Genomic DNA, 23,799 nt, shown 5'->3' with positions numbered 1-23,799 from the left:
GATTGCCAGTACGGATCGGCCATCCCCGGGGCCCCCTTGGATGCGGCCGAATAACAGATTCGATGCCAGCCTGGCTGGGACATGAATTGGGCGACCGAGGCGTCTTTCGGACGGGTCCGGCCGAGATGCAGACCGGCTGGGTTGTCGAATGTCCATTTCTCCGGTCGAACTCAACGGCATCAAGGCGGCAGCAGCGAGCGGAACACGAAGCGATAGCGGCGGTCGCGCTCCAGCAGGCGTCGCGCGGCCGGCGGGTAGATCTGCGCGGAGCCGGCGTCGTCTATCAGGAGGCGGGCCGCGCCGCCGGTGGAGGCGACCAGCAAGGCGGGGGCGTTCGGATAGCTCGCCCGGAAGAGCCGCCACTCGTCCTCGATCCCCTGCATCCCGCCGATAAAGACTCCGGCGGAGTACTCGGGGAAATCGGGCGGGGCCGAGGGGTCGAGGACCTTCGACTCGTCGAGGACGCGCCGGACGATCATCGCGTCCCGCATCAAGGCCAGCGAGGCGTCGCGGCCGGGCCGGTCGAGGGGGACGGCCGGGGTCCAGACGAGGCGGTCCAGGCCCTGGAAGAAATGGGCCTCCTTCGGGACCTTCGTGGCGAAAAGGCGGGATTGGTAGATGAAGACGTCCCGGGCGAGCCCCAGGCTGTCGGCGTCCTCCCAGACCATGGGCGAGATCGCGGGGTGCCCCCCGAAGACGAGCGGGCGCGCGGGCAGCATGGCGCCGACGAGGGCCCGGACGGCCTCGCGGACGGCGATCGGCTCGACCGAGTACTTATGCGGATCCTTGTCCGGGACGCCGGCCGAGAGGAAGATCGGTGCTCGGTTCATGCCGTCCCTCCCGCGGTCTTCGCGGAGCTCAAAGCCTCGAGCCAACGTCCCAGGGGGTCGCCGACGCCGGATCCGCCGGGCGTCGCGGGGCCCTGGCGGTCGATCGACAGGGTCTTCAGGGGCAGGTGGCCGTTGAGCCAGGTCAGGTGGGCGGCGCGTTCGCTACGGACGCCCAGGCCGTCGAAGACCGCCCGGACGCGGCCGTCCCGCACCATCGCCAGGAGCGTCGGGGCGTCGACGCCGAGCAGTCGGAGGAGCCGGTCGGACAGCTCCCGCTCGTCGCGGTGGAGCGACCAGGCGTCGGGCAGCCCGATGAAGGGGAGGACGAGGCCGAGGGGGGCGGCGTCGACGTCCGTCTCGGCGGCCTTGCGGACGATCAGCGGGCCGATGACCTGGACGTCGATCCGCAGGTCGGGAGGGATCCGGGCCACGAGCTCGCCGACGACGCGGGTCCGCCGCGCGGCCAGGGAGGCGATGCGCACGTCCTCGGCGAGCGCGACGACGCGGGCGATCGCCCCGTCGCCGAGGCGGCCAGCGGGGCCGTGATCGCCGTCGACGAAGTCGGACGACTCCAGCTGCAGGCGGGTGCTCAGCTCGGTGCCCCTATAGGGCGAGTGCCCCGGCCAGACGAGCTGAAGCACGCCCAGGCCCAGGTTGTTGACCCGGACCAGCTCGTCGTTGACCCATCGCGAGCTCAGGGCCTCGGGGCTGTCCAGCAGCACGAGCAGGTCCATGTCGGCGAGCCGGTCCCAGAGGACGTCCTGGAACGGCTCGGCCGACTCGACCGAGGCGGTGTCGAGGAAGACGCGGTACTTCCGGTGCGAGAGGGCCTCGAACAGGGCCTCGGCCGTCGGCCGGGCGTCGGTCCTGCGGTAGCTGACGAACGCCTGCCGCAGGTCGCGCGTCAGCCGGAAGGAGCGGAGCACGTCGGCGGCGACCTGGGCGTCGTCCCATCGCAGGCCGTTCGTCGGCCGGAGGACCTCGGGGACGAGCTCGCCGAAACGGCCGATGTCCTCGACCAGCGGCAGGATCGGGGCGCCGACGGCCCGCAGGCGTTCGAGCAGGTCGAGGTGGGCCGGATCGGCGTCGGCCTCGCCGCCGAACCAGAGGCCGGCCGAATAGGCGGCGTACTCGTCGAAACCGGCGAGGTCGGTCGGGTCGACGACCAGGAGGTCCTCGTCCGGGTCGAGGCCTAGGTCGGCGAACCCCTTCCTCAGGCCGAGGCCGACGGTGTCCGGGTAGCGGTCGGCCGAGGGGCCCAGCACCGCGAGTTGGTAGCGAAGATTCTTCACGCGGGTCCTCCGTAAGATCAGCACCGGCGTCGACGAGCTTCCTCGGCGGACGCTCACGCGAGCGGCGTGTACGGCTCGGTCGGGTCGCCGTTCAGGAACTGCTCTCGCACCACGCGCATGTTCTCGTTCAGCTCGGCGATCACGCGGCCCCTGGAGGCGACGTCCCGGGCGGCGGCGGCGGCGTCCATGCTGTACGCCTGGGCGGGCACCACGTAGTCGATCCTGTGGAACAGGCCGCGCTTCAGGAGGCAGAAGGCCGTGTTCACCGCCGACTGGGCCTGGCCGAACATGAAGGTGTCGACGAGCTTCGGCGCCCAGCCGAGCAGGCCGCGGAGCTTGCCGGGGTCGTCGATGAGGAACGGGTAGTTGGTCGTGCTGATGCTCAGCATGCGGACGTCCTCCGGGGCCCGGCCCAGGAAGTCCATCGCCTCGACCAGGCCGACGACGGCCGGGCAGTTCGCCCACATCCCGCCGTCGATGAACGTCCCCAGGCCGGGGATGACGTGCGCGGGGAAGAAGGTCGGGGCCGCCGAGGTCGCCAGCGCCGCGTCCAGCGCCGGCAGGTCCGCGTTGGCCCGGGCGTTCTCGTGATGCGGCGTCTTGAAGAGGTAGACCTTGCCCGTGTTCACGTCGTACGAGGGGATCACCAGCCGCGTCTTCGCCTCCTTCAGCGGCCGGTCGCCGACGACCCCCTCGACGGCCGCACGCAGCCCCGCGTTCGAGTACTTAGGCCGGAACAGGTCCTTCGCTCGCCCGATCCACCCTTGCATGCCCGTGCGCCTCGGGAAGATCTTCGGCCCCTCGGTCTCGTAGAAGGCGCTGATCTGCTCGGCCGTGGCCCCCATGGCCAGCCCGATCGCGATGATGCCGCCGGTCGAGGTCCCCGTAATCAGGTCGAAGTGGTCGACGACCCTGCGGCCGGTCGCCCGCTCGAACGCCGCCAGCGCCGCGGCCGGGAACGCCCCCATCATGCCGCCGCCGTCGATGCTCAGGATGCGGAAAGGCTTGCTCATCTTTCGCCTTCTTTTTCGAGGTGGTGATTCTCCCACGCCACGGCCGCATTCTTCTCTTCCCCGGTTAGGTCGTGCGGCCAGGGGTGGGACCGGATGGTGCGGCGGTAGGGGGCGCTCTGTGGGAAGTCCGGGAAGCAATCCGCCCATTCCGCCCGCGTGAAGTTGCGGTTGGCGATCGCTTGGGCTTGGCTGAGCCAGGAGGTAGGGTCAGCGTCGAGCAAGAACACCCCGTTGTTGACTGGGGATGTGGCGTTGTACCCTACCGCGAGGATCCCAGTCGCGTCGAAAGCCAGACCTCGGATGCTCCCCTTCTTGACGTCGAGCGACATGGTCCGCTGCCTACGGCCCTTGGCGTCGAACAAGACCACACCCCAACTGGCACCACCGACGCGTCCATACCCCACTGCCAGGGCGTCCTTCGGGCCGAACGCCACGGTGTTGACGTAGCCTTCTGGCACCGCCAAATACCTCGCAGCTGCCGATCGGTCGTCCATCTCGAACAGTGCGACGCCGCCACTCCCGCCGACTCCCCCGTATCCGGCCGCGAGTAGACCCGAGCGATTGATCGACACGCCGGTGACATATATCGTCGGGATCTCGGCAGTCCTTAGACGGCGGCCTTTAGTGTCGAAGAAGACGACTCCGCCACTCGGGAGGTCGCTTTCGCCCCCATCTCTGGAGTAGGCGACGGCGAAACCCTCACCTGGGCCGTACGCCACGCCGGTCACGTGGCCCTCCGGGACCTCCACGTTGCTGGTCAAGCGACCCGTCGCGTCGATCAAGGCGACGCCACCGCGAGCGTCGACTCCTTCGCCGGTTGCGTACGCCGCAGCCACGGTACCGCTCGAGTCGCAGGCTACGCTTGTAACCGGCCCCCAAGGAATTTCCAGGAGGCCCGACCGATGGACTTCGGCGTCAAATTGGACCACGCCGCCACGGGCGACGTCATTCTCGCATCTTTCAAATTCGACCCCGACGGCGAGGACTCCTCGCGGGCTGAACGCCACGCTCCTCACGTACCCCTCGTTGATCGCCGGAGATGCATCGCGGCCAGGCCGCCCGTCAACGTCCAGAAGCGATACGACATCCCCTCCTCGCTTGCGCCTGTGCCCCACTGCGAGAATCCCAGATGGATTGAAAGCGACGCTCGAAACGGTGCCCTCGAGTGGAGTTGCCGGCCGCTGTCGCCTCGCTGGATCTAGCAGAACGACTCCACCTAAACCATTATCTCGCAGGTTGGGTGCATAACCTGCCGCAAGGATCCCGCGCGGACCAAAGCTAACGCAATTGACGCGGCCCTCTGCTATCTTCATCGGGGCTGATCCAGACCGACGGCCCGCGGCGTCGAACACGACTATCCCGCCCCCACGGGCCGCATCGTTATATGTAACGGCGATGTCTCCGTTGGGCCCGATCCGGGCGTGGCCCACGTGGCCCTCCTCGACCCTCAGCGGGAGGTTCCCAACTCTGCGACCTTCGCCGTCGAAGCGGACGACTCCGCTGCCGGAGTCGGTTATGTAAGCTGCTGTGAGAGTCTCGCTCGGTCCAAAAGACACAGAGAGTACAAAGCCTTCGGGGACGTCGAGATGCTTGCGGCCGCCCGGATTGAATAGGATCACGCCACCGCGGGCCTCATGTCCCTCGCCGCGTGCGTAGCCCACGGCGAGGCCGGGATTCTCGCCCGACGCCAAGACCACGTCTCGAACGTAGCCCTCCGGAACGTCATGACTGGAGACTTTGCGACCGTTGATCTCGAACAGGATCACGCCACCGCCGGCCTCGGAGTCGTCTTCATGCCGAGGTCCGAAGCCGGCTGCGAAAGCCCCGGCCGCGTCGACAGCCACGCTGGTCACTGGACCCTCTGCGACGTCCACAGTTCTGAACAAGTGTCCAGACCGATCGAACAGCGCGACGCCTCCTCGGGCATCCGCCCCCTCGCCGCGGCTATAACCCGCGACGAGCATGAGATCTTTTCCTGGGGCGAATGCCATGTCTATAACATGAGCCTCCGCGACTAACAGGGGATCTAAATGGAGACGTTTTCCTTCCGAATCGAACAAGGCAATCGTCCCGCCTTGACTCACGGCGAGCGTGCCGCCCGAGTCGAAGGCCACGGAACCGACGCCACCCTCCGGGACGTGGCTGAAGCGAACCACTTCCGGACGCTCGTCCAAGGCATGTTGCAGGCTGGCGCGGGCTTCGATCGTGTCAGGGCCACGCGAGGCTTCGACAGCTAGAAGCAACGCCCGATCCAGCCGTAGCGGCCTCGCCGCCTCCGAGAGCGCCGCCAGTCGCCGCGACTCGGCGATCCTCTCGTTGCTCTCAGCGTCGATCCTTGCCGAGTTGGCCCAGTAACCCAGGCCGCAGGCGGAGATGAGGAGGAGGCACGCAGCCCCCGCCACGCGTTGGTAACGGCGACCGAGACGGCGTTCCCGTTCCGCCGCCCGGCGCTGGCCCTCCGCCGATGTGAGAGCCTCTTCGGCCCTCCGACGCTCGGCGTCCTCTCGTTTGACGGCTTCGGTGGTCGCCCTCTCGGCCTCCAACGTCCTCCCCTGTTCGGCCCTCTCTCGCGCCTCCGCCTCTCGGGCTCGAGCCGCCTCCGCTTCGGCCCGCGCCGTCTCGGCCTGCTGACGAAGTTCCGCCTCTTCGGCTCGTTTTCGCTCAGCCTCGGCCGCCTCCTCGGCCGCCTCACGCAGGCGACGCTGCTGCTCGGCTTCGTCCTGCGTCCGCTGTCGCTCGGCCTCCTCGCCGGTGCCCAGGAACGCAACCTCCAAGGCGCTGAGCTCGTCGCGGTGTGCGGAGGCCCACTCACGAGCCAGCGCCAGCTGCGCCCCCGCGTAGAGGTAATCGGCCTTGTGCTCGGAGGCGGCCCCGGACCACTCTCGGGCCGTCTCGGCCAGCCGGTCGCGGATGCGCATCCCGGCGCGGTCGGCCTCGATCCAGCCGCGGAGCCTGGACCAGCCGCGGATGAGGGCCTCGTGGGCGACCTCGATCGAGCCGCCGCCGCCGGCGTCCGTCGTGACCAGCCGGGCCGCGCCGCCGGAGAGGGCCTGGATCAGGCGGCGGAAGGCGGCGGCCCGCCCCGGGTCGTCGGGCAGCAGCCCGTCGTAGGAGATTCGCCGCTTGGTGTCCTCGGCCCCCTCGCCCGGCTGCACGAGTCGCAGGAAGAGGCGTCGGCTGAGCTCCTGGTCCTCGGGGTCGAGGCCGAGGTAGACTTCCTCCGCCCGATTCTCGAGCACCCGCTCGACGCCCCGGCGCTCGCCGTGCTCGTCGGTCCCCAGCGCCTCATACGACGCCAGGGTGAGTCGACGGACGTCTCGCTTCTTCCATAGCTCGGTCAGGGCGAACTGCAGGAGCGGCAGGGACCCCGCCTGGCCCCTCACGTCGGCCAGGAGGCGTTCGGTCAACGCCGGCTCGACCTCGCAGCCGGCCAGGAACGCCGGCCGCTCGATCGCCTCGCGAAGCTCAGCGGGCGTCATGAAGCCGACCAGCTGCTGATGGGAGCCGAGCGCGGCGGCGAGCCGGGGCGACGCCGCGCAACGGCCGAGGAAGTCGGAGCGCATCGTGAGCACGACGACTACGCGGCCCCCGGGGGCGGACGCCGCGTGGAGCAGGTTGGCGACGAAAGCGTCGCGGGACTTCTCGAATCGGGCCTTCGCGTGGTCGTCCTGCGGCCGATGCGTGAAGATCTCCTCGAACTGGTCCACGACGATCAGGAGCCGGCGGCCCTCGGGCTCCGGGGCGAACTTCAGGCCGGCGTAGCGGTCGAGCGCGGCCGGGGCCTCGTCCCCGTCGCCTTGAAGGTCGACGAGCAGCTCCTTCTGCTCCGCCGCCTCGGAGAGCGACGCGTCGGGCCGGACCTCCGCGCGCAGCAGAGGGACGAGCTTCTCGGCGAGGTTCTTCAACGGGTCGCCCCCGGGGCGGAGGATGGCGACAGGCCAGCTCGCGCTCCCTTCGATCGCCCCCTCTTTCAAGCTCGGCACAAGCCCCGCCAGGACGACGGACGACTTGCCGCTGCCCGATGGGCCGAGCACGGCCAGCAGCCGCACGCCGTCGGCCGAGCGGACCTCGCGCCGCAGTTCGCTGGCCAGCCAGCCTGTCAGCGCGGCGCGGCCGAAGAAGTACTTCGCATCCCCCGGCCCGAACGCCTCCAGCCCGCGATACGGGCACTTCCCCTCGTAGGGCGACACGTCCGTCGCCCGGGGCTTGACGCCCGTGACGCCCCAGACCAGGCCCCGGAAGGCCGCCTCGTCGTCGAGGGTCTTGAGGAACTCGACCCAGGAGGCGTTGATCAGGAACTCCAGGAGCGCTACGTCCCCGCGGCGCGGCCGCTCGGCGCCCGGCAGCAGCACCGGGACGACCGGGAACGACTCCTCGCGGGCCCGCCGGTCGATCGCGACCTGGAGCTCCTGCTTCTGCCAGGGCCCGAGGCCGCTGGGGCCGAGGAAGACCACGCAGGACTTGCTGTCGCGCAGGCCCTCGGCCAACGCCGCCTGGAACTCGCGGCCCGGGGCCAGCTCCCACTCCTCCAGGTACAGCTCCAACCCCTCGGCCCTGAGCCGCTCGGCGAGCTGACGCACGGCCGGGCGATCCGCCGAGTTGTATGACAGGAAGGCGTGGTAGCGCTTCTGATCGTTGTTCGACATGGCGGCTCGCTCGAAGTCCCGATCGAAAGTCGATTGATATGGCGGGAATCCGCCGTCGGCGCGGGTCCAGGATACGCGATCGATTGCACTCGGCACCACACAATCATCGCAAGAGTTCCGAATTCTTCGGCGAAGGATCACTTCGGAAGCGGCACCTTGCACAAAGTCGGCGGCCGGCCGCGAATGCCTGATCGTCGCCGTCGCGTTCTCCGAGGCGAAGTCCACGCGCGAGTCGCGAGCGGGCAGACCGGCGAGATGCTTGCCGGCCCTTCGCCTCGACTGCGAGAGGGGGGCGACGTCGACGCGCTGGCCGAGCATCATGCGGGCGAGGGCCTCCAGGGCACGCCTGAGCACCTTGTGGACGCCGTCAGCGGAGCGGACCGCCCACCAGCATCGCGCCTTGCGCGAGCCCGCCCTGGAGACGGCCTCCAGGCCCGTCTTCGACGTCTCGCGGATTGTCGCCTTCAACTCGCCCCGGGCGGCCTCGGCGGCGACGACCCCGCCGGGCTGGACGGCGGCCAGGCTGAGGGCGTCGGTCACGACGAAGCAGGCGTCGAGCAGGGCATGCTCGGCTCCGCCGGTGGTTATGGCGCAGCCGTAGCGGCCCTCCGCTCGAAAGCCAGACGTTCGAGTATTAGATCGGCGATCTCCTTGGCGGGTCGGTCTGCGATGAATACGTAGCCGTCGCCCGGGAGGACGCCCAGTTCATTCCCCTGCTCCTGACGAAGTAGCGATTCGTCGAAGGCGAGGAGCATGATGCGGTGTTCATCGACGGTCTGGATCAACTGGCGGATGGATCGCCACTCAAGGCCGCACCACCGCTTCCCCTCGTAGTCGCGATCCAGGAAGACAACGATCAATTCCGAGTCGATTTGATAGAGCTTCGGCAGATAGAGATCGAGGTTGAAACGGGCGAGTTCGGCCTCGTGGAAGCTGTCATAGAGAACCCTTCCCTTTCCCAGTCTTCCGGCGAGAATCGCGGCCAACTCGCCCACGAATCCGCGACGTTCGCCGGGGAACGAGAAGGCGACCGCGAATCGTCTATGAAGCCCGTCTTCCGCACTCGCCGACGGGGATCCATCAGGCTTCGGGGGCTCCTGTCGACGGGCCGGCCTCGGTCGTTGAAAGAACGGCGCGGATGGGAACATCATCAGGCCAATCGACAGGTAGAGGGGGACGCTCGAGAGCAAGAGGGCCGTGTCGAGCCGTTGCCGACCTAGGACTACGCCCGAGCGTAGGAGGGCGTAGGTGACTGCGACAAGTAGTGGGATCGCCGTTTTGAAGCCCATGCAAGCGTAGAAGCGAGCCCGCGGGATCGGGTCGTCCGCCGGCCCAAGCTGTAAGATCCGAGCGAGCCACGACGTGTGGAGCAAGAGAATCGGAATCGCCGCGAGATGCAGGAGCCACAACCCCTCGACGACCTCCTGCCAGCCGAGTGCGGGGGCGTCCGAAGCTTCGCCCTGCATCGCGATCAGAAGGAAGAACCCTGCGAGCAGCAAGAGGGCCCCAGCAGTCGCGACATAGGTCAGGCTCCTGCGACCCCGGTCTAGGCCGACGAAATTCTCGTGGGGCGAGGAGGTTGAGTCTCGGTTCACGGGATCGGCCATGGCATGCACTCCGATCGAACGGAGGCTTAATGTCATCGTCCAGAAGGCTGGAGGGGAGAGAGCAACTCGCCAAGTCCGGCATCCATGAGGTTCTTCTCCCACGTCTCTCCTCGCATCTTTGGGTCGATGCGCCCGGCTCGCGGCCGTTCAAGGTCGAAGACGACGACCCAGACCATGCCGTCGTCGATAGGATGCCCCTTCATCGAGCGAGGGAGAGCCATGACCACCGAGTTCATGTCGACGGCGGAGTTCCAGCCGAACGGGTTGAGCGCCATGTCGTCCGTCAGTCCTCCCGACCAGGTCGCGTCCACCTGGCTGGGAGGCCGGTCCGCGGTCGGCCTGATCATCACCATGACCATGCGATATCGCCCGGGTGCCTTGGTGATCAACCGGGTCAGGCATTCCTTCCACGTTCGAGGCGGATAGAGCTTCTTGAGCCCGACCAACTCGGCCCTTTCGCTGACACTGAGCCTCGTCCCGTCCCCGTGGATCGGTTCGATCTCGGTAATAAGCACCAGGCAGGTCTCGGGATCGATCGCCTCCGAGCTATCCCCATGAGCGCCTTTTGGGGAGGGTACCATATAGTAGATGTTTCCATATTCGCGGATCAAGAGCCTCGCGATTTTTACGATGACATCGTCCCACACGGCGTCGGGCCGTCCAATGGCCTCGTCTGGGAGAGGGATGGGCGTATTCCCGGGCGGCGGAGGCCAGAGCGGAGTCGTTCGAGCCGGAGCGGATGGGGCCTGAGGCGCAGGCGATATCGGCGCATCTGGATAGATCCATTGCCATATAGCCGCCTGGATCGCGCGGCGGACCGAGGGGTCTGGATCCGGAAGATGCTGCAACAGACGTGAGGCTTGACGGAAATCGAGGGTGAGGCCAAGTTGTACGAGCCCCTTCGCCGCCTTCAGACGTTCCGTTGGATCCGGGTGATCAAGCCGTTCGAGGAATTCGTCGGCCAATGCTCGTGAGATTGCGCGACTCTGTGGCGTGATGAAGACCGATACCAGGAAGCCACGGAAAATCCTCGGATCGAGATTCACGGGTGGCGGTTCCTCGGAAGCTGTCAGGGCGGTACGCCATGCATCTCGCACCGTCGGCGAGTCGCCGAGGAGCCGCTCCAACTCCGCGGCAAACCTTGACAGGAAGTGTCGGTCGCCGTCAAGATTCTGCACGGCCTGCCATGCCGCCATGAGCGGCTCGATCCGGCAACGCCGGATGGCTCCGGCATTCATAATGGCCGACGCCACGATTTTCTTGGTGGCGGCGTCTGCACCCTCCAACCCCATTGCCAGAGCTTCCAAAATTGCATCGACTCGCGCTTCGGCAGGGAGCGGGAACTGGGGCGCAACATTCGGAGGGGGTTGAAAACCATAGAGCCCCAACTCCCCGAGCATCTGGGCGGCCACCTGCCGATCCTTCATGTCGTCCGATGTCACACGCACTCGCAACCGACCGATTAAATCCTGCCAGACGCGATCGGACATCAGTCGCATTTGCGACTGTTGCACGGCGATTCCAAGGCGATCCAGCATCGCGTACAGCGCCGGCTCGCCGGCTCGCACATGATCGGCCAGCGCGTCGATGTATCGCGGCTGATGGTCGTCGTCCATACGGAACCCGATGGGCAAGGTCAGGACTATAGTCTCACGGACGGCCGGATCGGAATCGTTGAGGCCCTTGAGCAATGCGTCGAATAGCTGGCCGAGAATCCGTGAGCTCATAAGCGGCGAGCGGGCGGGAGGCTGCGGCCGATTCAAGTCGATGGGGAGACCCAGTGGGAGTGACGCTTTCTCGGGCTGTGACAGTATCGCCCACTTGACGAGGGTCGCGGAGATAGTGGCGACGATAGGGGGTTCTCTCCGGTCGAAGCGTTCGAGAACGGCGTGCAGTAGGGGACCTCGCTCGGCGTGGGAGAGGGACGGCATCAATACAGCGGCCTCGTGGAGCGTCTGGGGGACTTCCGCCGACGTCCCAGACTTGATCGACTTAAGTACGCCCGGCAAGAGGGGGCGGGCTTGATCGGGAGTGAGCGTCACGCCCAGAGATAATGCCAGGGGGATGGCCTGTTTCCGGAGGGCAGCATTTCCAGACGCGATCGCATTCGATAGGAGCCCGGCGAGATTGGGCCCGCTTCCGCGCCCGAAGACTGCAGCGTCGCGAAGCCATTCGTAGGCGATCTCGCCGACGAGTTGATCCGGGCCAGTGGCGGAAGTCCATAAAAGCGATACAGCCCCCGTATCGTCGGGGACCACGCGGAGCAGAGTCGCCTCGATATGAAGCCTGCGCAATGGGTCGGTCTCGGCGTTCGCCAGCCTTCGAAGCGTGGGCGTGCCCGACGAGGCGTAGACGCCCATGCGGCCGATCACCTCCAGCGTGGCGACACGTAGCTCGGGATCGGTCTGAGAGGCTTCGACACGCCCCAACAATGCATCCACGAGACGTCCGAGTTGTGCCGGTGATGAGGAGGTCAAGGGCTGCCAAGGGGCGACCTGGCCCGGCTTCATTGGTGGATCCGGCGGACGAACCCAAAATCGATGACGGCTCCAGGCGTCGACCGCGGGCAATACTCTCGCCCAGGTCGCGTCTCTCCCGTTCCCCGCCGCCCAGGCGAGACCAGAACTCGGGTCGAATCCGACCTGAACCGCCATCGAGACGATGGCCTGAGCGACGGCCGACGCGTCGGCACGGTCGGACGAGCGTAGGATGAGCCAAGCGGCCGGATCGGGGTGCCTGGGGTCTATTCTCGTCACGGCGATGGCCGTTCTGAACAGCCAATCGTCGTCCTTCGGATCCGGCGGGGGGCCTTCAAGGATCGGCAAGGCATCGGCTGCCGCAGCCGTCCCATATTCAGTCAGGGCCGCCAGTGCAGCCAGCCGGACAGCCGGCAGAGGATCCTTCAGCAGTCCCGCCAGGCGAGGCAAGGTTTCGGGCACGGCCCAGGGAGCCAACTCGCGTAGAGCCGAAGCCGCCTGGAACCGCGCCTCGGGGTCCGGATCAGTCAGATGCTCCGTGAGGTTAGGCACCAGGGTCGTGTTAAGCCAGCGACTGATCCTGATCCATCGAAGGCCTTCCGCCCAAACCCGACCATTCTTGTCGCTCAGGGCGGCAAAGATCACGCCCGGCTCTCGGAGCGACTTTCCGAATCTCGTCATGCCGTCACGCCGAACCTCATAGTCGGGGTCGCCTTGTGCAGTCCTTCGGAGGGCGGCCAGGAAGGGTTCATAGGTTGGGTCCTGCCAAGGATCCGGACGAATGATAGGAATCGGCAAGGTGTTTGGAGCTATCGGAGTTGCAACAATGGGCGCTTGGGCGACGGCCGAATCTCTGGAAATCACGTGCGAGCAAATCACCAGTACTGTCCAGAGGAAGGGCGGCGAGACTCTCGCCAAACCCCGGTCCGGCCGTAGTCGCCCGAAGTGAAAGGCCATGGTGGGAACTTCTCCGATGTCTCTCGGCCTGGAATGTTTAACGGAACGCGAATTCGACCGGCATGCTTCGGATCAGATCCTTCACACCCGCGACTTTCAAGCGATCGCACTCAAACATCATCGTATTTTAAACGCTCACGGGACGACAAGGCCGTGCCCCAAATCAAATGCAGACATCAATATATGTCATTTGTCAATCGACAGCCGGTCCGGTTTGATTGTGCGAGGTATTGGGCAACGCAACGACTAGGTTCTATCTGACGGCTTGAGGAGGCGGAAGATGGACTTCCCCACGAATGGCGAGCGCTCCGATAAGAGCGTAAGCTCAGCGTGAGGAGGACAGCGATGGCAAAGACACGACGGACGTTCACCCCCGAATTCAAGGTCCGGGCCGTCCAGTTCGTCACCGAGCAGGGCAAGAGCATCGCCGAGGTCGAGGTGCACGCGACCTCGACCTCGGCGAGAGCCTGCTGCGGAGCTGGAAGACGGCGCTCGCCGCGAGCGGCGCTCCGGCCTTCCCCGGCAGTGGCAACCCGCCGGCCCTGGAGGAGGAGCTGCGCCGCCTCCGGGCCGAGAACAAGCGGCTGACGATGGAGCGCGACTTCCTGAAAAAAGCGACGGCCTTCCTCGCCGGGGAGTCGTCATGAGGTACGACTTCGTCGAACGCCATCGGGGCCGATGGCCGGTCCGGCTCATGTGCCCGGTCCTGGCCGTCTCCCCGGGCGGTTGTTACGACCGGCGGGGGAGGCCGCGGAGCGACAGGACGCTGAGACGCGAGGCCCCGGCCGTCGCCATCAGGGTGGTCCATGCCGAAGTCAAGGCCCGTTACGGCGGCCCGCGCATCCGCGCCGAGTTGGCGGCTCGGGGCGAGGCGTGCTGCGTCGACACGGCGGCCAAGCTGATGCGCGAGCACGGGGTCGCCGCCAAGACCAAGCGGAAGTTCCGGTGCACGACCGACTCGAACCACGACCGCCCGGTGGCCGAGAACGTCGTGGGCCGGCAGTTCGAGCCGGCGGAGGCGAACCAGGTCTGGACGGCCGACATCACCTACATCCCAACCCGCGCAGGGTGGCTGTACCTGTCGGCGGTGGAGGACCTCTACTCCCGGCAGATCGTCGGCTGATGGAGCGACGATCGCAGGCCGAGCGTCAGGCGGCGAAAGCGGCCTGGTCGGACCTGAAGTCGTTCTGAACTCGGGTGCGGGCGCGGATCGCCGAGGCGACGCCGTCCGAGCGGCAGCGGATCTTGCAGCTGCTGATCGAGCGGGTCATAGTCGGGGAGGACTCGCTGGAGATCCGGCACGTGATCCCGCTGGGTCGGATCGGGGGGGAGCCGTCAGGCCCGGGCCCGGAGGAGCCGTCGAGGCCGAGCGATGGGGAGGATCGCGGAACCGAGGAGACGCCGGCGAATCGGCCGGTTTGTCGATTGCGTTCGGATGGTGTGGGCCCAACAGGCCTGGCGCCTCTCGGCCGGAAGGTGTGAGTACGCCGAGTAGCGGTCCGAGGTCACGACCCACGGCGGCGACCGGCCCATCAGCTCGGCGAAGGCGTCGCGGCCGCGACTCGCGGCGACCCGGAAGGCGGCCAGCCTCCTGGTCGTGGCCGTCCAGAGCCAGCCCCGGTCGCGCCCCTGGCGCCAGCTCGTCTCGTCGACGTCGGCGGGGAGTTCGCGGATATGTTCGACCACCTCGGCGTGGATCGGGGCCGGGGCCTCGGCCGTGCGACGCTCCAATTCGCAGACCGACGCCGGGCCGATCGGCAGGCCGAAGAGCCACTCCATCACGCGGGCGACGCGTCGCTTGCTCATCCGGCCGTCGCCCGCGAGCGCGGCGCAGACGGCCTGCGTCCGAGGCCCGTAGCCGAGTTCGGCCTCGTCCGGAAGTTCGCCGCAGCTCGACGCCCCGCAATGTGGACAGCTCAACCGGTGGGTTCGATATTCGACGACGCGCGGCCTGACCTCGGGGACCTCGAAGACCTGGCGGACGATCGGCCCGGGGTCGTCGCCGGCGAGGGCCTCGCCGCAGCGTCGGCGGCGGTCGGGCTTCGCGTCGACCACCTCGTCGGCCTCAAGCCGGATGCGATCGTTCCGCCGATGCCCAGGCTGCCCGCCCCGCCTTCGACCCGACGGCCTCCGCTGCTGGGCCGGCTTGAGATGCGGCGGGTCGCTCGACGGCGGCCGCGACGAGTTCGACGAGTCCTGCTCCAGGCTCGCCTTCAGATCGGCGATCTGGACCTCGAAAGCCGCGATCACGACCGCCAGGACGGCCTGCGCCTCCGGCGGGATCACGTCCCACGTCGCCTGCGGTATGCAACCTGGACGCTTCACGCCTCGAGGATTCTCAGGCCGCCGGACGCTTGTCAAGTACCGGCCCGTGAACGGTTACGGGTGCCGGGCGGGCGTGCTGAGTGACTGTCCCATAAGTGGACCGGACGGGTGTCGAGCGGCGTAGAAGGGCGATGAGAACGCACCACTACCCGAGCGACGTCACCGACGAGCAATGGGCCCTGATCGAGCCGCTCATCCCCGTCTATACCGGCGGACGGCCCCGCAAGACCGACGTACGGGACGTCCTCGACGCCGTGCTCTACCTGCTCCGGACCGGCTGCCAGTGGCGTTACCTGCCGGAGAACTTCCCGCCCCGGAGCACCGTCTGGAGATACTTCGACGAGTGGCGGTCGAATGGCACGCTCGACCGCGTCCACGACTCTCTACGCCGCAAGGTGCGGACGAAGGAGAAGCCGTACCGCCCCCGGACCACGGCGAGCGTCGACAGTCAGTCGGTCGACACGACTTCCGGCGGCGAGGAGCGGGGCCGCGACAACGCCAAGAACGTCGACGGGCGGAAGCGTCACATCGTCGTGGATTCCATGGGTTTGCTGCTGGCCGTCCTGGTCACGGCGGCCTCGGTCGACGACGCCAAGGCGGCCGCCGACCTGTCCGCCCGGCTGGACGGCCAGCCGATGGGCAAGGTCACGCGGATGTTCGCCGACTCGAAGTACCACAACTTCAAGCTCCACGAGTGGGTCGAGGAGCATGCGGGTTGGGAGCTGGAGATCATCCGCCGCCCCGAGGGGGCGAAGGGCTGGGTGCTCCTGCCGATCCGCTGGCCGGTCGAGCGGACGTTCGCCTGGCTGGGCCGCTGCCGCCGCCTGACCAAGGACCGCGAGAAGACCGTGCTGTCGTCCGAGGCGTTCATCAAACTGGCGATGATCCAACTGATGCTCCATCGGCTCCTCCCTTCGAACGTCGTCGACCCGGAGTTCCGCTATCCCCGGCCTATGGCGGCGTAGTTCCACATATGGGACAGACTCTTACGCCCCCGACCGGCCCTACCCCATGCCCGGCCGGGGCGTATTTCGTTCAGCGAGGGGCGTCTCCCCCACCCGTCGCGAGCACCCGGGCCGCGATGCCGCCCTGGCTCGATTTATCCTCCCAGACGGCGACCACCGGGCCGCGCCCGCCGGGGGCGGAGGCGACCACGGGATCGTTGGCGTTCTCCGCCAGGGTCGTCGGGGCCCCGCCCCGGGGCGTGAGGGCCAGGAGCCTTCCCGGACGTTGTTGGAGCCAGACCGAGTAGGCGCCGCCCGGCCCGGCCGCGGTCCAGCCCTGGACCCCGCGGCCCAGCTCGCGCTCGCGCTCGCCCGGCCTTGCGGCGAAGGTCGAGCCGGCCCTCATCCAGACCGTCTCGACCCGGCCGTCGGGCCCGACGGCGACGGCGCCGCCGTCCATGGGGCAGGCGTTGAGCGGCCAGGTGCCGCGGCCGAGCTTCGCCGCCGGGCCGAAGCTCTTCCCGCCGTCGGCGGAGCTCGCGAGGAACAGGTCGCGGGCCCCTGCGAGCGAGTTGCGCCACATCACGTGGAGAGCGCCGTCGGGGGCGAAGGCCGCCGAGGGGTGGCAGCACTCGCAGACGCTCTTCTCGGGCGAGCGGTAGACGAGGACGTCCGGCTCCCAGCTCTTGCCGCCGTCGTGCGACGCGGCACCGTAGACCTCGGTCCGCCCGTTCCGTAAGTCGAGCCAGGTGGCGAAGACCTTCCCGCCCGGGCCCGACGCCATCCCGTGGAGGCCTTCGCGGGCGGAGCTCGCGACGGAGTTCACCCGCGTCGGCCCCTCCCAGCTCTTCCCGCCGTTGGTCGAGCGCCAGGCGAGGACGTCCCCGTCCCGACCCCCGCCCTCATCGCCGCCGACGGCCGTGACGACCACCGCGTCCTCGGTCGCGGCGACCCGCGGCCCGCGCCGCATCCCGAGGGCCAGCGACCCGACCGAGTCGACCGTCGAGACCTGGAACGACCCCCCTCGGTCGGTCGAGACGGCCAGGCGCACGGTGCGGCCCACGCCGAAGGCGACGTAGATCCGACCGGCCGGGTCCACCGCCGCCTGCGGTTGCTTGCCCTCCCGGTCGGGACCGTCCGGGGCGACCAAGCGCACCGTCCCGCCGTCCCCCCGGCCCGCGGCGGAGGCGATCGCGCCGAGCCAGGCGAGCATTGCGGCCGGGAACAACACCCTTCGACGCATCATGAACCTCGGGATGAAGAGACCAGGGCCCCGTCTTCGGAGGCGGCCGGGACGACCCCGACGCGATCCTCGAAGACGCTCAAGTGATGGATCTTCCGCCACTGCCACTTCTTGACGGCGAAGTAGAGGACCGGGAGGAAGACGTCGATGACCTCGTCGGCGATGAGCAGGCCGCCCAAGACCGGCGCGGCCATGGGGCGGATGACCTCGGAGCCGACCCCGGTTGCCCAGAGCATCGGCGCGATCGAGATGATCGTGGTCCCCTCGGTCAGGAGCTTCGGCCGCAGGCGGTGGATGGCGCCGTCCAGGATGGCCTCCTTGAGCTCCGCGGTGGAGCCGATGCCCTCGAGCCCCCCTCGCTCCTCGATCGCCTCCCGGAGGTAGACGAGCATCACGATGCCGGTCTCGGTGGCCATGCCGAAGCAGGCGATGTAGCCGACCCAGACGGCGACCGAGAAGTTGAAGCCGAAGAGCCACTGGAACATCGCCCCCCCGGCGAGCGCCCCGAGCACGGCCGTCATCATCAGCATCGCGTCGATCCAGCTCTTGTAGGTCAAATAGAGGATGAGCACGATGACCGCGATGACCGCCGGGAAGACGAGCTGCAAGGTCTTGCGGGTCTTGAGCTCGTTCTCGAACTGGCCCGACCACTCGACGTACATCCCCGGGGGGAGCTTGACCTCGTCGGCGACGACGCGGCGGGCCTCCTCGACGAACCCGACCTCGTCGCGGCCCGTGACCGTGAGCTGGACGTAGGCCCGGAGCAGGCCGTTCTCGCTCTTGATCATCGACGGGCCCTCGACCACCCGGACGCTCGCGACCTGAGAAAGCGGGATCTGGGTCGGCTGGGTTCCGGATCCGGACGCCGGGGCGCCGCCGGAAGCCCCGGCCATGCCCATCCCGCCCGGGGCGTCCGAGCCCGCGGCGGCCGAGCCCCGGGCCGCGATGAGCGTATGCTTCAGGGCCTCCTCGTCGGTCCGGAAGTCCCGGGCGTAGCGGACCCGGACCGGGAACCGCCTGCGCCCCTCGACGGTCGTCGTGAGCGGCTTGCCGCCCATCGCCACCTCGACCACGTCCTGCACGTCGCCCACCTGGATGCCGTAGCGGGCCGCCTTCTCGCGGTCGATGTCGATCTCGACGTAGCCCTTGCCGACGATCTGGTCCGGGACGACGCCGTTGGCGCCCCGCACCCCGCGCAGCACCCGGGCCACCTCCTGGCTCACCCGCTGGATCTCGTCCAGGTCGTCGCCGAAAACCTTGACGCCGACAGGCGTGCGGACGCCCGTGGCGAGCATCTCGATCCGGTTGATGATCGGCTGGGTGAAGATGTTCCCCCAGCCGGGCACCTGGAGCGCCGTGCCCATCTCGTCGACCAGGTCCTGCTTCGACTTCTGCCAGAGGAAGAGCCGGTCGGAGAAGGGCTTCTCGAGCGAGGCCTGGAGGGCGGCGAGTCCTCCCGACGCGGCCGCCCTGAGCGTGAGCTTCTTGGCCTCGCCCCGCTTGACGAGCTCGTCCACCGCCGCCTCCGAGCCCACGGCCACGGCCCGGTCGAAAAGCTCCCAGTTGAGGGACTTCATCCGCTCCTCGAGCTTCTCCTCGTGGGCCCGGACGATCTGGTCGGTGATCCGGGTGAAGAGCGTCTCCCGGCCGGTGCCGAGGAGCTCGCCCGCCGCTTCGGCGGCCCGCTCCCAGGGCCCCGGCGGGGGCGAGAGGAGGTCCGGGCGGTCCTCGAGGGCCCCGAGGGCGATGAGCCGCTTCGATGCGTCCTTCACGAGGGCGGTCACGTCGTCGAACCGCGGCTCGAGCGTGAGCCGTCCGCCGTGGACGACGCCGAGTTCCTTCGCGAGGTCCTCGCGTTCCGTCGGCGTGAGCTTGCGGGGGACGAGGGTCGGGTCGACCCGGGCCAAGAGCGAGTCGACAGCCTCGCCCGCGAGCACGGAGCCGAGCGCCGGGCGGTATTCCTTGATCCGGAGGAGGGCCAGGTCCCGGAGCGACTGGTCGACCTTGGCGACGACCTCCATCGCCGCCTCGTTCAGGAGGACGTCCCGCTCCCCCTTGGTCGCCGGGGGCTCGAGCAGGCCCTTCGACTCGAGCGAGGCGAGGGCGGCCCTCGTCTGAAAGAGCGCGTCCTCGAACTCCATTTTCCGCTTCGGCCAGAGCCCGCGGTCGCGGAGGTTGATGATCGTCTCGACCATGTCGAGCGGCGACGGGTCGGTCGCCGTCTCCGCCCGCCCGGCCTTGCCGACCACCGTGAGCACCTCGGGGAAGCCGCGCAGGACCGCGTCCCGGGCCTTCAGGTCTTGCGCCGCCTGGGTCACCGACATCCTCGGGACCGAGGTCGGCATGTCGAGGATCGAGCCCTCGTCGAGCGGCGGCATGAACTCGCTCCCGAGCCGGGTCGAGGCGAGGTAGCCGCAGCCGAGGATCACCGCGAAAAGCCAGCAGACGAGCGTCGTCCGGTCCATCAGCCAGGAGAGCATCGGCTTGAAGATGGTGATCATCGTCCGCACCAGCCAGCTGTCGTCCTCGCCCTTGATCCGCCCCCGGAGGAAGATCGGGATGAGGGCCGGGACGAGCGTGATGGCCAGGACGGCGACGCCGATCAGGGCGAACGTCTTGGTCCAGGCCAGCGGGTGGAACATCTTCCCCGACCGGCCGGTCAGGGCGAACACGGGGAGGAACGAGAGGATGGTGATGAGGATCGAGAAGAAGATGGGCCGACCGACCGTGCGGCAGGCCGGGATGATGACGTCGAGCGCGTCGCCGCGAACGGGCTGGTCGCCGAACTTCCGCGTGAGGTGATGAGCGGCGTTCTCGGTCATGACGACGGCCTGGTCCTCCAGGATGCCGACCGAGATGGCGATCCCGGCGAGGCTCATGATGTTCGACGGGATGCCGAAGATCTTCATCATGAGGAAGCTGAAGAGGATCGCCAGCGGCAGCGTGATGGAGACGACGAACGCCCCGCCCAGGTGCCCCATGATGAGCACGATCATCACCGTCGAGATGATGATCTCCTCCTTGACCGTGTCCGAGACCGTCTCCAGCGCCTTGTTGATGAGCGGCGTGCGGTCGTAGAAGGGGACGATCCGGACGCCTTCGGGCAGGCCCGCCGAGAGGGTCGTGATCTTCTCCTTGACCCGACGCGTCACCTCCAGCGGGTTCTCGCCGAAGCGCATCATCACCACGCCGCCGACCACCTCCCTGCCGTCCTTCTCGAGCACGCTCCGCTTGAAGCCGGGGCCCATCTGGACCGCGGCGACGGTCTGCAGGTAGATGGGGACGCCGCCGCGCTCGGCGACCACCGTCTTTTTGAGGTCCTCGACGTCCTTGATCCAGCCGACCGAGCGGATGAGGTACTCGGCGTTCCCCTTGTGGATCACCCGGCCGCCCACGGCCGAGTTGGAGCGCTGGACGGCCGAATAGACCTCGCCCAGGCTGATGCCGTAGGAGCGGAGCCTGGTCGGGTCGAGGTCGACCTGGTACTCGCGCGGGGCCCCGCCGACCGAGGCGACCTCGGCCACGCCGGGGACGGAGTTCAGCTGGTAGCGGACGTACCAGTCCTGGATGGCCCGCAGCTCGCCCAGGTCGGTCTCGTCGCCCTCGACGGTGTACCAGAAGATCTGGCCGACGGCCGTGGCGTCCGGGGCCATGTAGGGGGTGACCCCCTCGGGCATCTCGGGTGCGACGGTCGCCAGGCGCTCCAGCACCCGCTGGCGGGCGAAGTAGTAGTCGACCGAGTCGTCGAAGATCACGTTGATCATCGAGAAGTTGAACTCGCTCGACGAGCGGACGACCTTCACCCCGGCCAGGCCCTGGAGCTTGGTGGTCAGGGGATACGTGACCTGGTCCTCGATCTCATGGGGGCTTCGGCCCATCCAGTCGGTGAAGACGATCACCTGGTTCTCGGACTGGTCCGGGATGGCGTCGACGGGCATCGTCAAGAGCGCGCGGACCCCCGCGATCCCGACGACGATCGACGCGAGGATGACGAGGAAGCGGTTCCTGATGGACCACTCGACGATGCCTTCGATCATGGCTAGGCCGCCTTGTCAGTGCCGGTGGGGCGCCGCGACGGGCGTCGCGGCCGACCGGGCCGCGGCGTCCTTCGGGGCGGAGGGCTCGTCGCGCCCCGCGGCGCTCTTCGGGTTCAGACGATTCTCGGCGTCGATGAGGAACGACCCGGCGGTGGCGACCTTCTCGCCCGAGGAGAGGCCGTCGAGCACCGGATAGCGGTCCCCGGAGACCGGGCCCAGGACGACCTCCCGCCCCTCGAAGACCCCCGGGTCGGTCTCGACGTAGACGACCTTCCGGGTCCCGGCGTCGATGACCGCCGACTCGGGCACGGTGAGCACCTCGTCCTTCGGCGCGGGCTCGAGCCGGGCGAGGTATCGGGCCGGTTCGGCCTTGAGCTTCGGCGGGCACGCCTCGCAGCACGTCCAGACCTTCGCGCCCTCGACGTCGGCGGAGACCGGATCCCCCATCGCCCCGAGCTTCAGGGTCGTCACCGGGCAGATCTTCTGCTCCTCCACGGTGAAGCTCGCCCGTTTCGTGCGGGGCTCCTCCGGGCCCGCGGCGGCGAGCCGGGACCGGAAGGGGGGCGTGTCCGCGACCGAGACGTCGAACTTCACCGTCGCGAACATCCCCGGCCGCAGGCGGAGGTCGGCGTTCTCGAGGTCGTAGCGGACGTCGACCGTGCGGGTCTGGGGGTTCAGCACCGGGGCGATGAACGCCACCGCCCCCCGGAAGGTCTCGCCGGGATAGGCCTCGACCGCGGCCTCGACCGCCTGGCCCACCTTCAGGAGCGCGAACTGGTCCTCGTAGACCTGCGCCTGGACCCAGACGCGGCTCAGGTCGGCGATCTCGAACATCGCCTCGCCCTCGGCGACGTACTGCCCCTCGAAGACGTTCTTGCGGATGACGACGCCGCCGATCGGCGAGAGGATTGAGACGTTCTGCTCGGCCTTGCCGCCGGCGAGGATCTGGTCGACCTGCTGCGCCGTGATGCCCCAGCGGGAGAGCTTCTCGCGGGCGTGGCCCACCATCTCCTCCTGGGTCCCGAGCAGCGTGCGGCCGAGGGCGCTCCGGGCCTGGGGCCGCTCCTTGGCCGAACTCTGGGCGAGCAGCAGCTCGCGGACCGCCTGGTGGAGCTCCGGGGCGTAGAGCTCGGCGAGCGGCTCTCCGGCCTTCACCGAGTCGCCGTTGAAGTTCACGTGGAGCTTCTCGAGCCGGGACAGGCCCTTGATCTTAGATGAGATCCGCGCGAGCCGCCGCTCGTCGTAGGCGACCGAGCCGACCGTGACGACCGACTGCGCCAGCGGGGCGTAGGAGACCTCGCTCGTCTCGATCCCGGCTTGGGCGACGCGCATCGGGGCCAGCGCCAGGCGGGAGACGACCCCCGGGGGGAGCGTCTCTTTCTCGCCGACCTTGCGCTTCGACAGCGGCATCCCGCAGATGGGGCAGCTCCCGGGCCCCGGCTGGACGACCGTCGGGTGCATCGGGCAGTAGTACTCGACGTCGGAGGCCGCCGCGTGGACGCCGCCCGGCGGCCGGGCCCACTTCTCGTAGTGGTTCCAGATGGTGTCCCAATAGCCGAACACCAGGCCCGTCCCGGCCATGAGCGCGATGAAGCGGAGCCGGAGCTCGACGACCTTCATCACCATCCGGAATTTCCGCCAACCGGTGAGCGGCGGCTCCGGCGGGGCCAGGGGGGCACGCGCAGCTTCATCGGGGAGAGCCGCGTCCGGCTCGCGAGCATTCGTTTCGGAAGGCATAGGGACCATCCCATGTGACGGCCGGAAGGCGCAGGCCCGGGCCGGGTTTCATCCGCGGTTCGAAGTAGAAATGGGCTTTAGCGGCGGGGTGCCGGAGCGTGACCCGCGGGCGGAGCGGGGACTCTGGCGCGAGGCGACGGGCGAGACGAGAGACGTCTTGCCGAGGAGGGGCTCAAACGAGCAGGTGGAGCGTGCGCAGATAGAGCGGGGACTTCGGCGGGCTCGCGTTGGCGGAAACGAGCCGGGACGCCGGTGGGGAGACCCGCGGGGTGGGGGCTAGGTACGCGACGGCTTCGTCGCGCCCCTGATCGTTGCGGCTCTCATCGGTGGAACGGGAGTCGGACTTCCTCGCCGGTGCGGCGGGAGTCTGTGCGCGGCACTCGCAGGAGGAGGCCGTCCGGGGCGCCTCGAACGTCGTCGAGGACGCCGACCATTCCATGCGCTCGGGGCGGTCGACCCCGAGGAGCGGAGCCGACGACTCGACCGGGCCGCAGCAGCGGCAATCGGCCGCGGGGCTCGCCGCACAGCACGCCTTGGGCGATGCGACTTCGGCGCACGCCTCGGCCGGGCGGCCGACCGACACCATCCCCGCGAACGCCAAGACGGCGAACAGCAGGAGCATCGGCGGTCGTTGGCGAGCGGTCATGTCGGACCGGCCCCTCGGGTGTGGAGCGGAGCTAGGAAAGGGTCG

13 protein-coding genes and 1 pseudogene are annotated in these 23,799 nt (G+C 68.4%); 2 read left to right on the top strand and 12 right to left on the bottom strand.

The features are described from left to right. Positions 1-179 precede the first annotated feature (179 nt). The 6 genes from G6O68_RS02910 to G6O68_RS02885 all read right to left on the bottom strand — a co-directional run bounded on the left by G6O68_RS02910 (position 180) and on the right by G6O68_RS02885 (position 12,510). Complete coding sequence (locus tag G6O68_RS02910; protein ID WP_165244552.1) at positions 180-830, bottom strand: SLOG domain-containing protein; 651 nt, start codon at positions 828-830, stop codon at positions 180-182. Next, positions 827-2,122 carry a toll/interleukin-1 receptor domain-containing protein gene (locus G6O68_RS02905; protein WP_165244550.1) on the bottom strand — a complete coding sequence of 432 codons (1,296 nt, stop codon included), beginning with the start codon at positions 2,120-2,122 and terminating at the stop codon, positions 827-829. The genes G6O68_RS02910 and G6O68_RS02905 overlap by 4 nt, the downstream gene beginning before the upstream one ends. Before the next feature lie 53 nt (positions 2,123-2,175). Continuing rightward, complete coding sequence (locus G6O68_RS02900) at positions 2,176-3,135, bottom strand: CBASS cGAMP-activated phospholipase (RefSeq protein WP_165244548.1); 960 nt, start codon at positions 3,133-3,135, stop codon at positions 2,176-2,178. Continuing rightward, entirely contained in the window at positions 3,132-7,781 is a 4,650-nt protein-coding gene (locus G6O68_RS02895; protein ID WP_165244546.1) for a toll/interleukin-1 receptor domain-containing protein, read from the bottom strand. The genes G6O68_RS02900 and G6O68_RS02895 overlap by 4 nt, the downstream gene beginning before the upstream one ends. 584 nt (positions 7,782-8,365) lie before the next feature. Beyond that, complete coding sequence (locus G6O68_RS02890) at positions 8,366-9,388, bottom strand: hypothetical protein (RefSeq protein WP_165244544.1); 1,023 nt, start codon at positions 9,386-9,388, stop codon at positions 8,366-8,368. A 32-nt stretch (positions 9,389-9,420) separates the two neighbouring features. After that, complete coding sequence (locus G6O68_RS02885; protein ID WP_165244542.1) at positions 9,421-12,510, bottom strand: HEAT repeat domain-containing protein; 3,090 nt, start codon at positions 12,508-12,510, stop codon at positions 9,421-9,423. A gap of 657 nt (positions 12,511-13,167) precedes the next feature. Between G6O68_RS02885 and G6O68_RS33805 the strand changes: the two are divergent. Continuing rightward, positions 13,168-13,942: pseudogene (locus G6O68_RS33805) on the top strand (IS3 family transposase); the annotation flags it as partial. A gap of 28 nt (positions 13,943-13,970) precedes the next feature. Here G6O68_RS33805 and G6O68_RS33160 read toward each other — a convergent pair. Then, positions 13,971-14,093 (bottom strand): hypothetical protein, encoded by a 123-nt coding sequence (locus G6O68_RS33160; protein WP_261345584.1) that lies wholly within the window; start codon positions 14,091-14,093, stop codon positions 13,971-13,973. A 64-nt stretch (positions 14,094-14,157) separates the two neighbouring features. Next, on the bottom strand, positions 14,158-15,147 hold the full coding sequence (locus G6O68_RS02875) for an IS66 family transposase (protein ID WP_165244538.1): 990 nt from the start codon (positions 15,145-15,147) through the stop codon (positions 14,158-14,160). 131 nt (positions 15,148-15,278) lie between these two features. Here G6O68_RS02875 and G6O68_RS02870 point away from each other — a divergent pair, with 131 nt between their 5' ends. Next, positions 15,279-16,112, top strand: coding sequence for an IS5 family transposase (locus tag G6O68_RS02870; RefSeq protein ID WP_165244536.1), 834 nt, complete (start codon positions 15,279-15,281; stop codon positions 16,110-16,112). Positions 16,113-16,182: 70 nt separating this feature from the next. Here G6O68_RS02870 and G6O68_RS02865 read toward each other — a convergent pair whose 3' ends face one another. The 4 genes from G6O68_RS02865 to G6O68_RS02850 all read right to left on the bottom strand — a co-directional run bounded on the left by G6O68_RS02865 (position 16,183) and on the right by G6O68_RS02850 (position 23,754). Continuing rightward, complete coding sequence (locus G6O68_RS02865) at positions 16,183-17,337, bottom strand: sialidase family protein (RefSeq protein ID WP_165244534.1); 1,155 nt, start codon at positions 17,335-17,337, stop codon at positions 16,183-16,185. Continuing rightward, the gene (locus G6O68_RS02860) at positions 17,334-21,371 is read right to left on the bottom strand and encodes an efflux RND transporter permease subunit (protein ID WP_165244532.1); all 4,038 of its coding nucleotides are present in this window, start codon (positions 21,369-21,371) and stop codon (positions 17,334-17,336) included. The genes G6O68_RS02865 and G6O68_RS02860 overlap by 4 nt, the downstream gene beginning before the upstream one ends. A 15-nt stretch (positions 21,372-21,386) precedes the next feature. Next, the gene (locus tag G6O68_RS02855) at positions 21,387-22,997 is read right to left on the bottom strand and encodes an efflux RND transporter periplasmic adaptor subunit (RefSeq protein ID WP_240910993.1); all 1,611 of its coding nucleotides are present in this window, start codon (positions 22,995-22,997) and stop codon (positions 21,387-21,389) included. 283 nt (positions 22,998-23,280) lie between these two features. Then, positions 23,281-23,754 (bottom strand): hypothetical protein, encoded by a 474-nt coding sequence (locus tag G6O68_RS02850; protein ID WP_165244528.1) that lies wholly within the window; start codon positions 23,752-23,754, stop codon positions 23,281-23,283. Between the last annotated feature and the right edge of the window lie 45 nt (positions 23,755-23,799).

The sequence above is a fragment of the Paludisphaera soli genome (genome assembly GCF_011064595.1).
Lineage (GTDB): Bacteria > Planctomycetota > Planctomycetia > Isosphaerales > Isosphaeraceae > Paludisphaera > Paludisphaera soli.
This window is presented reverse-complemented; position numbering and strand designations above follow the sequence as displayed.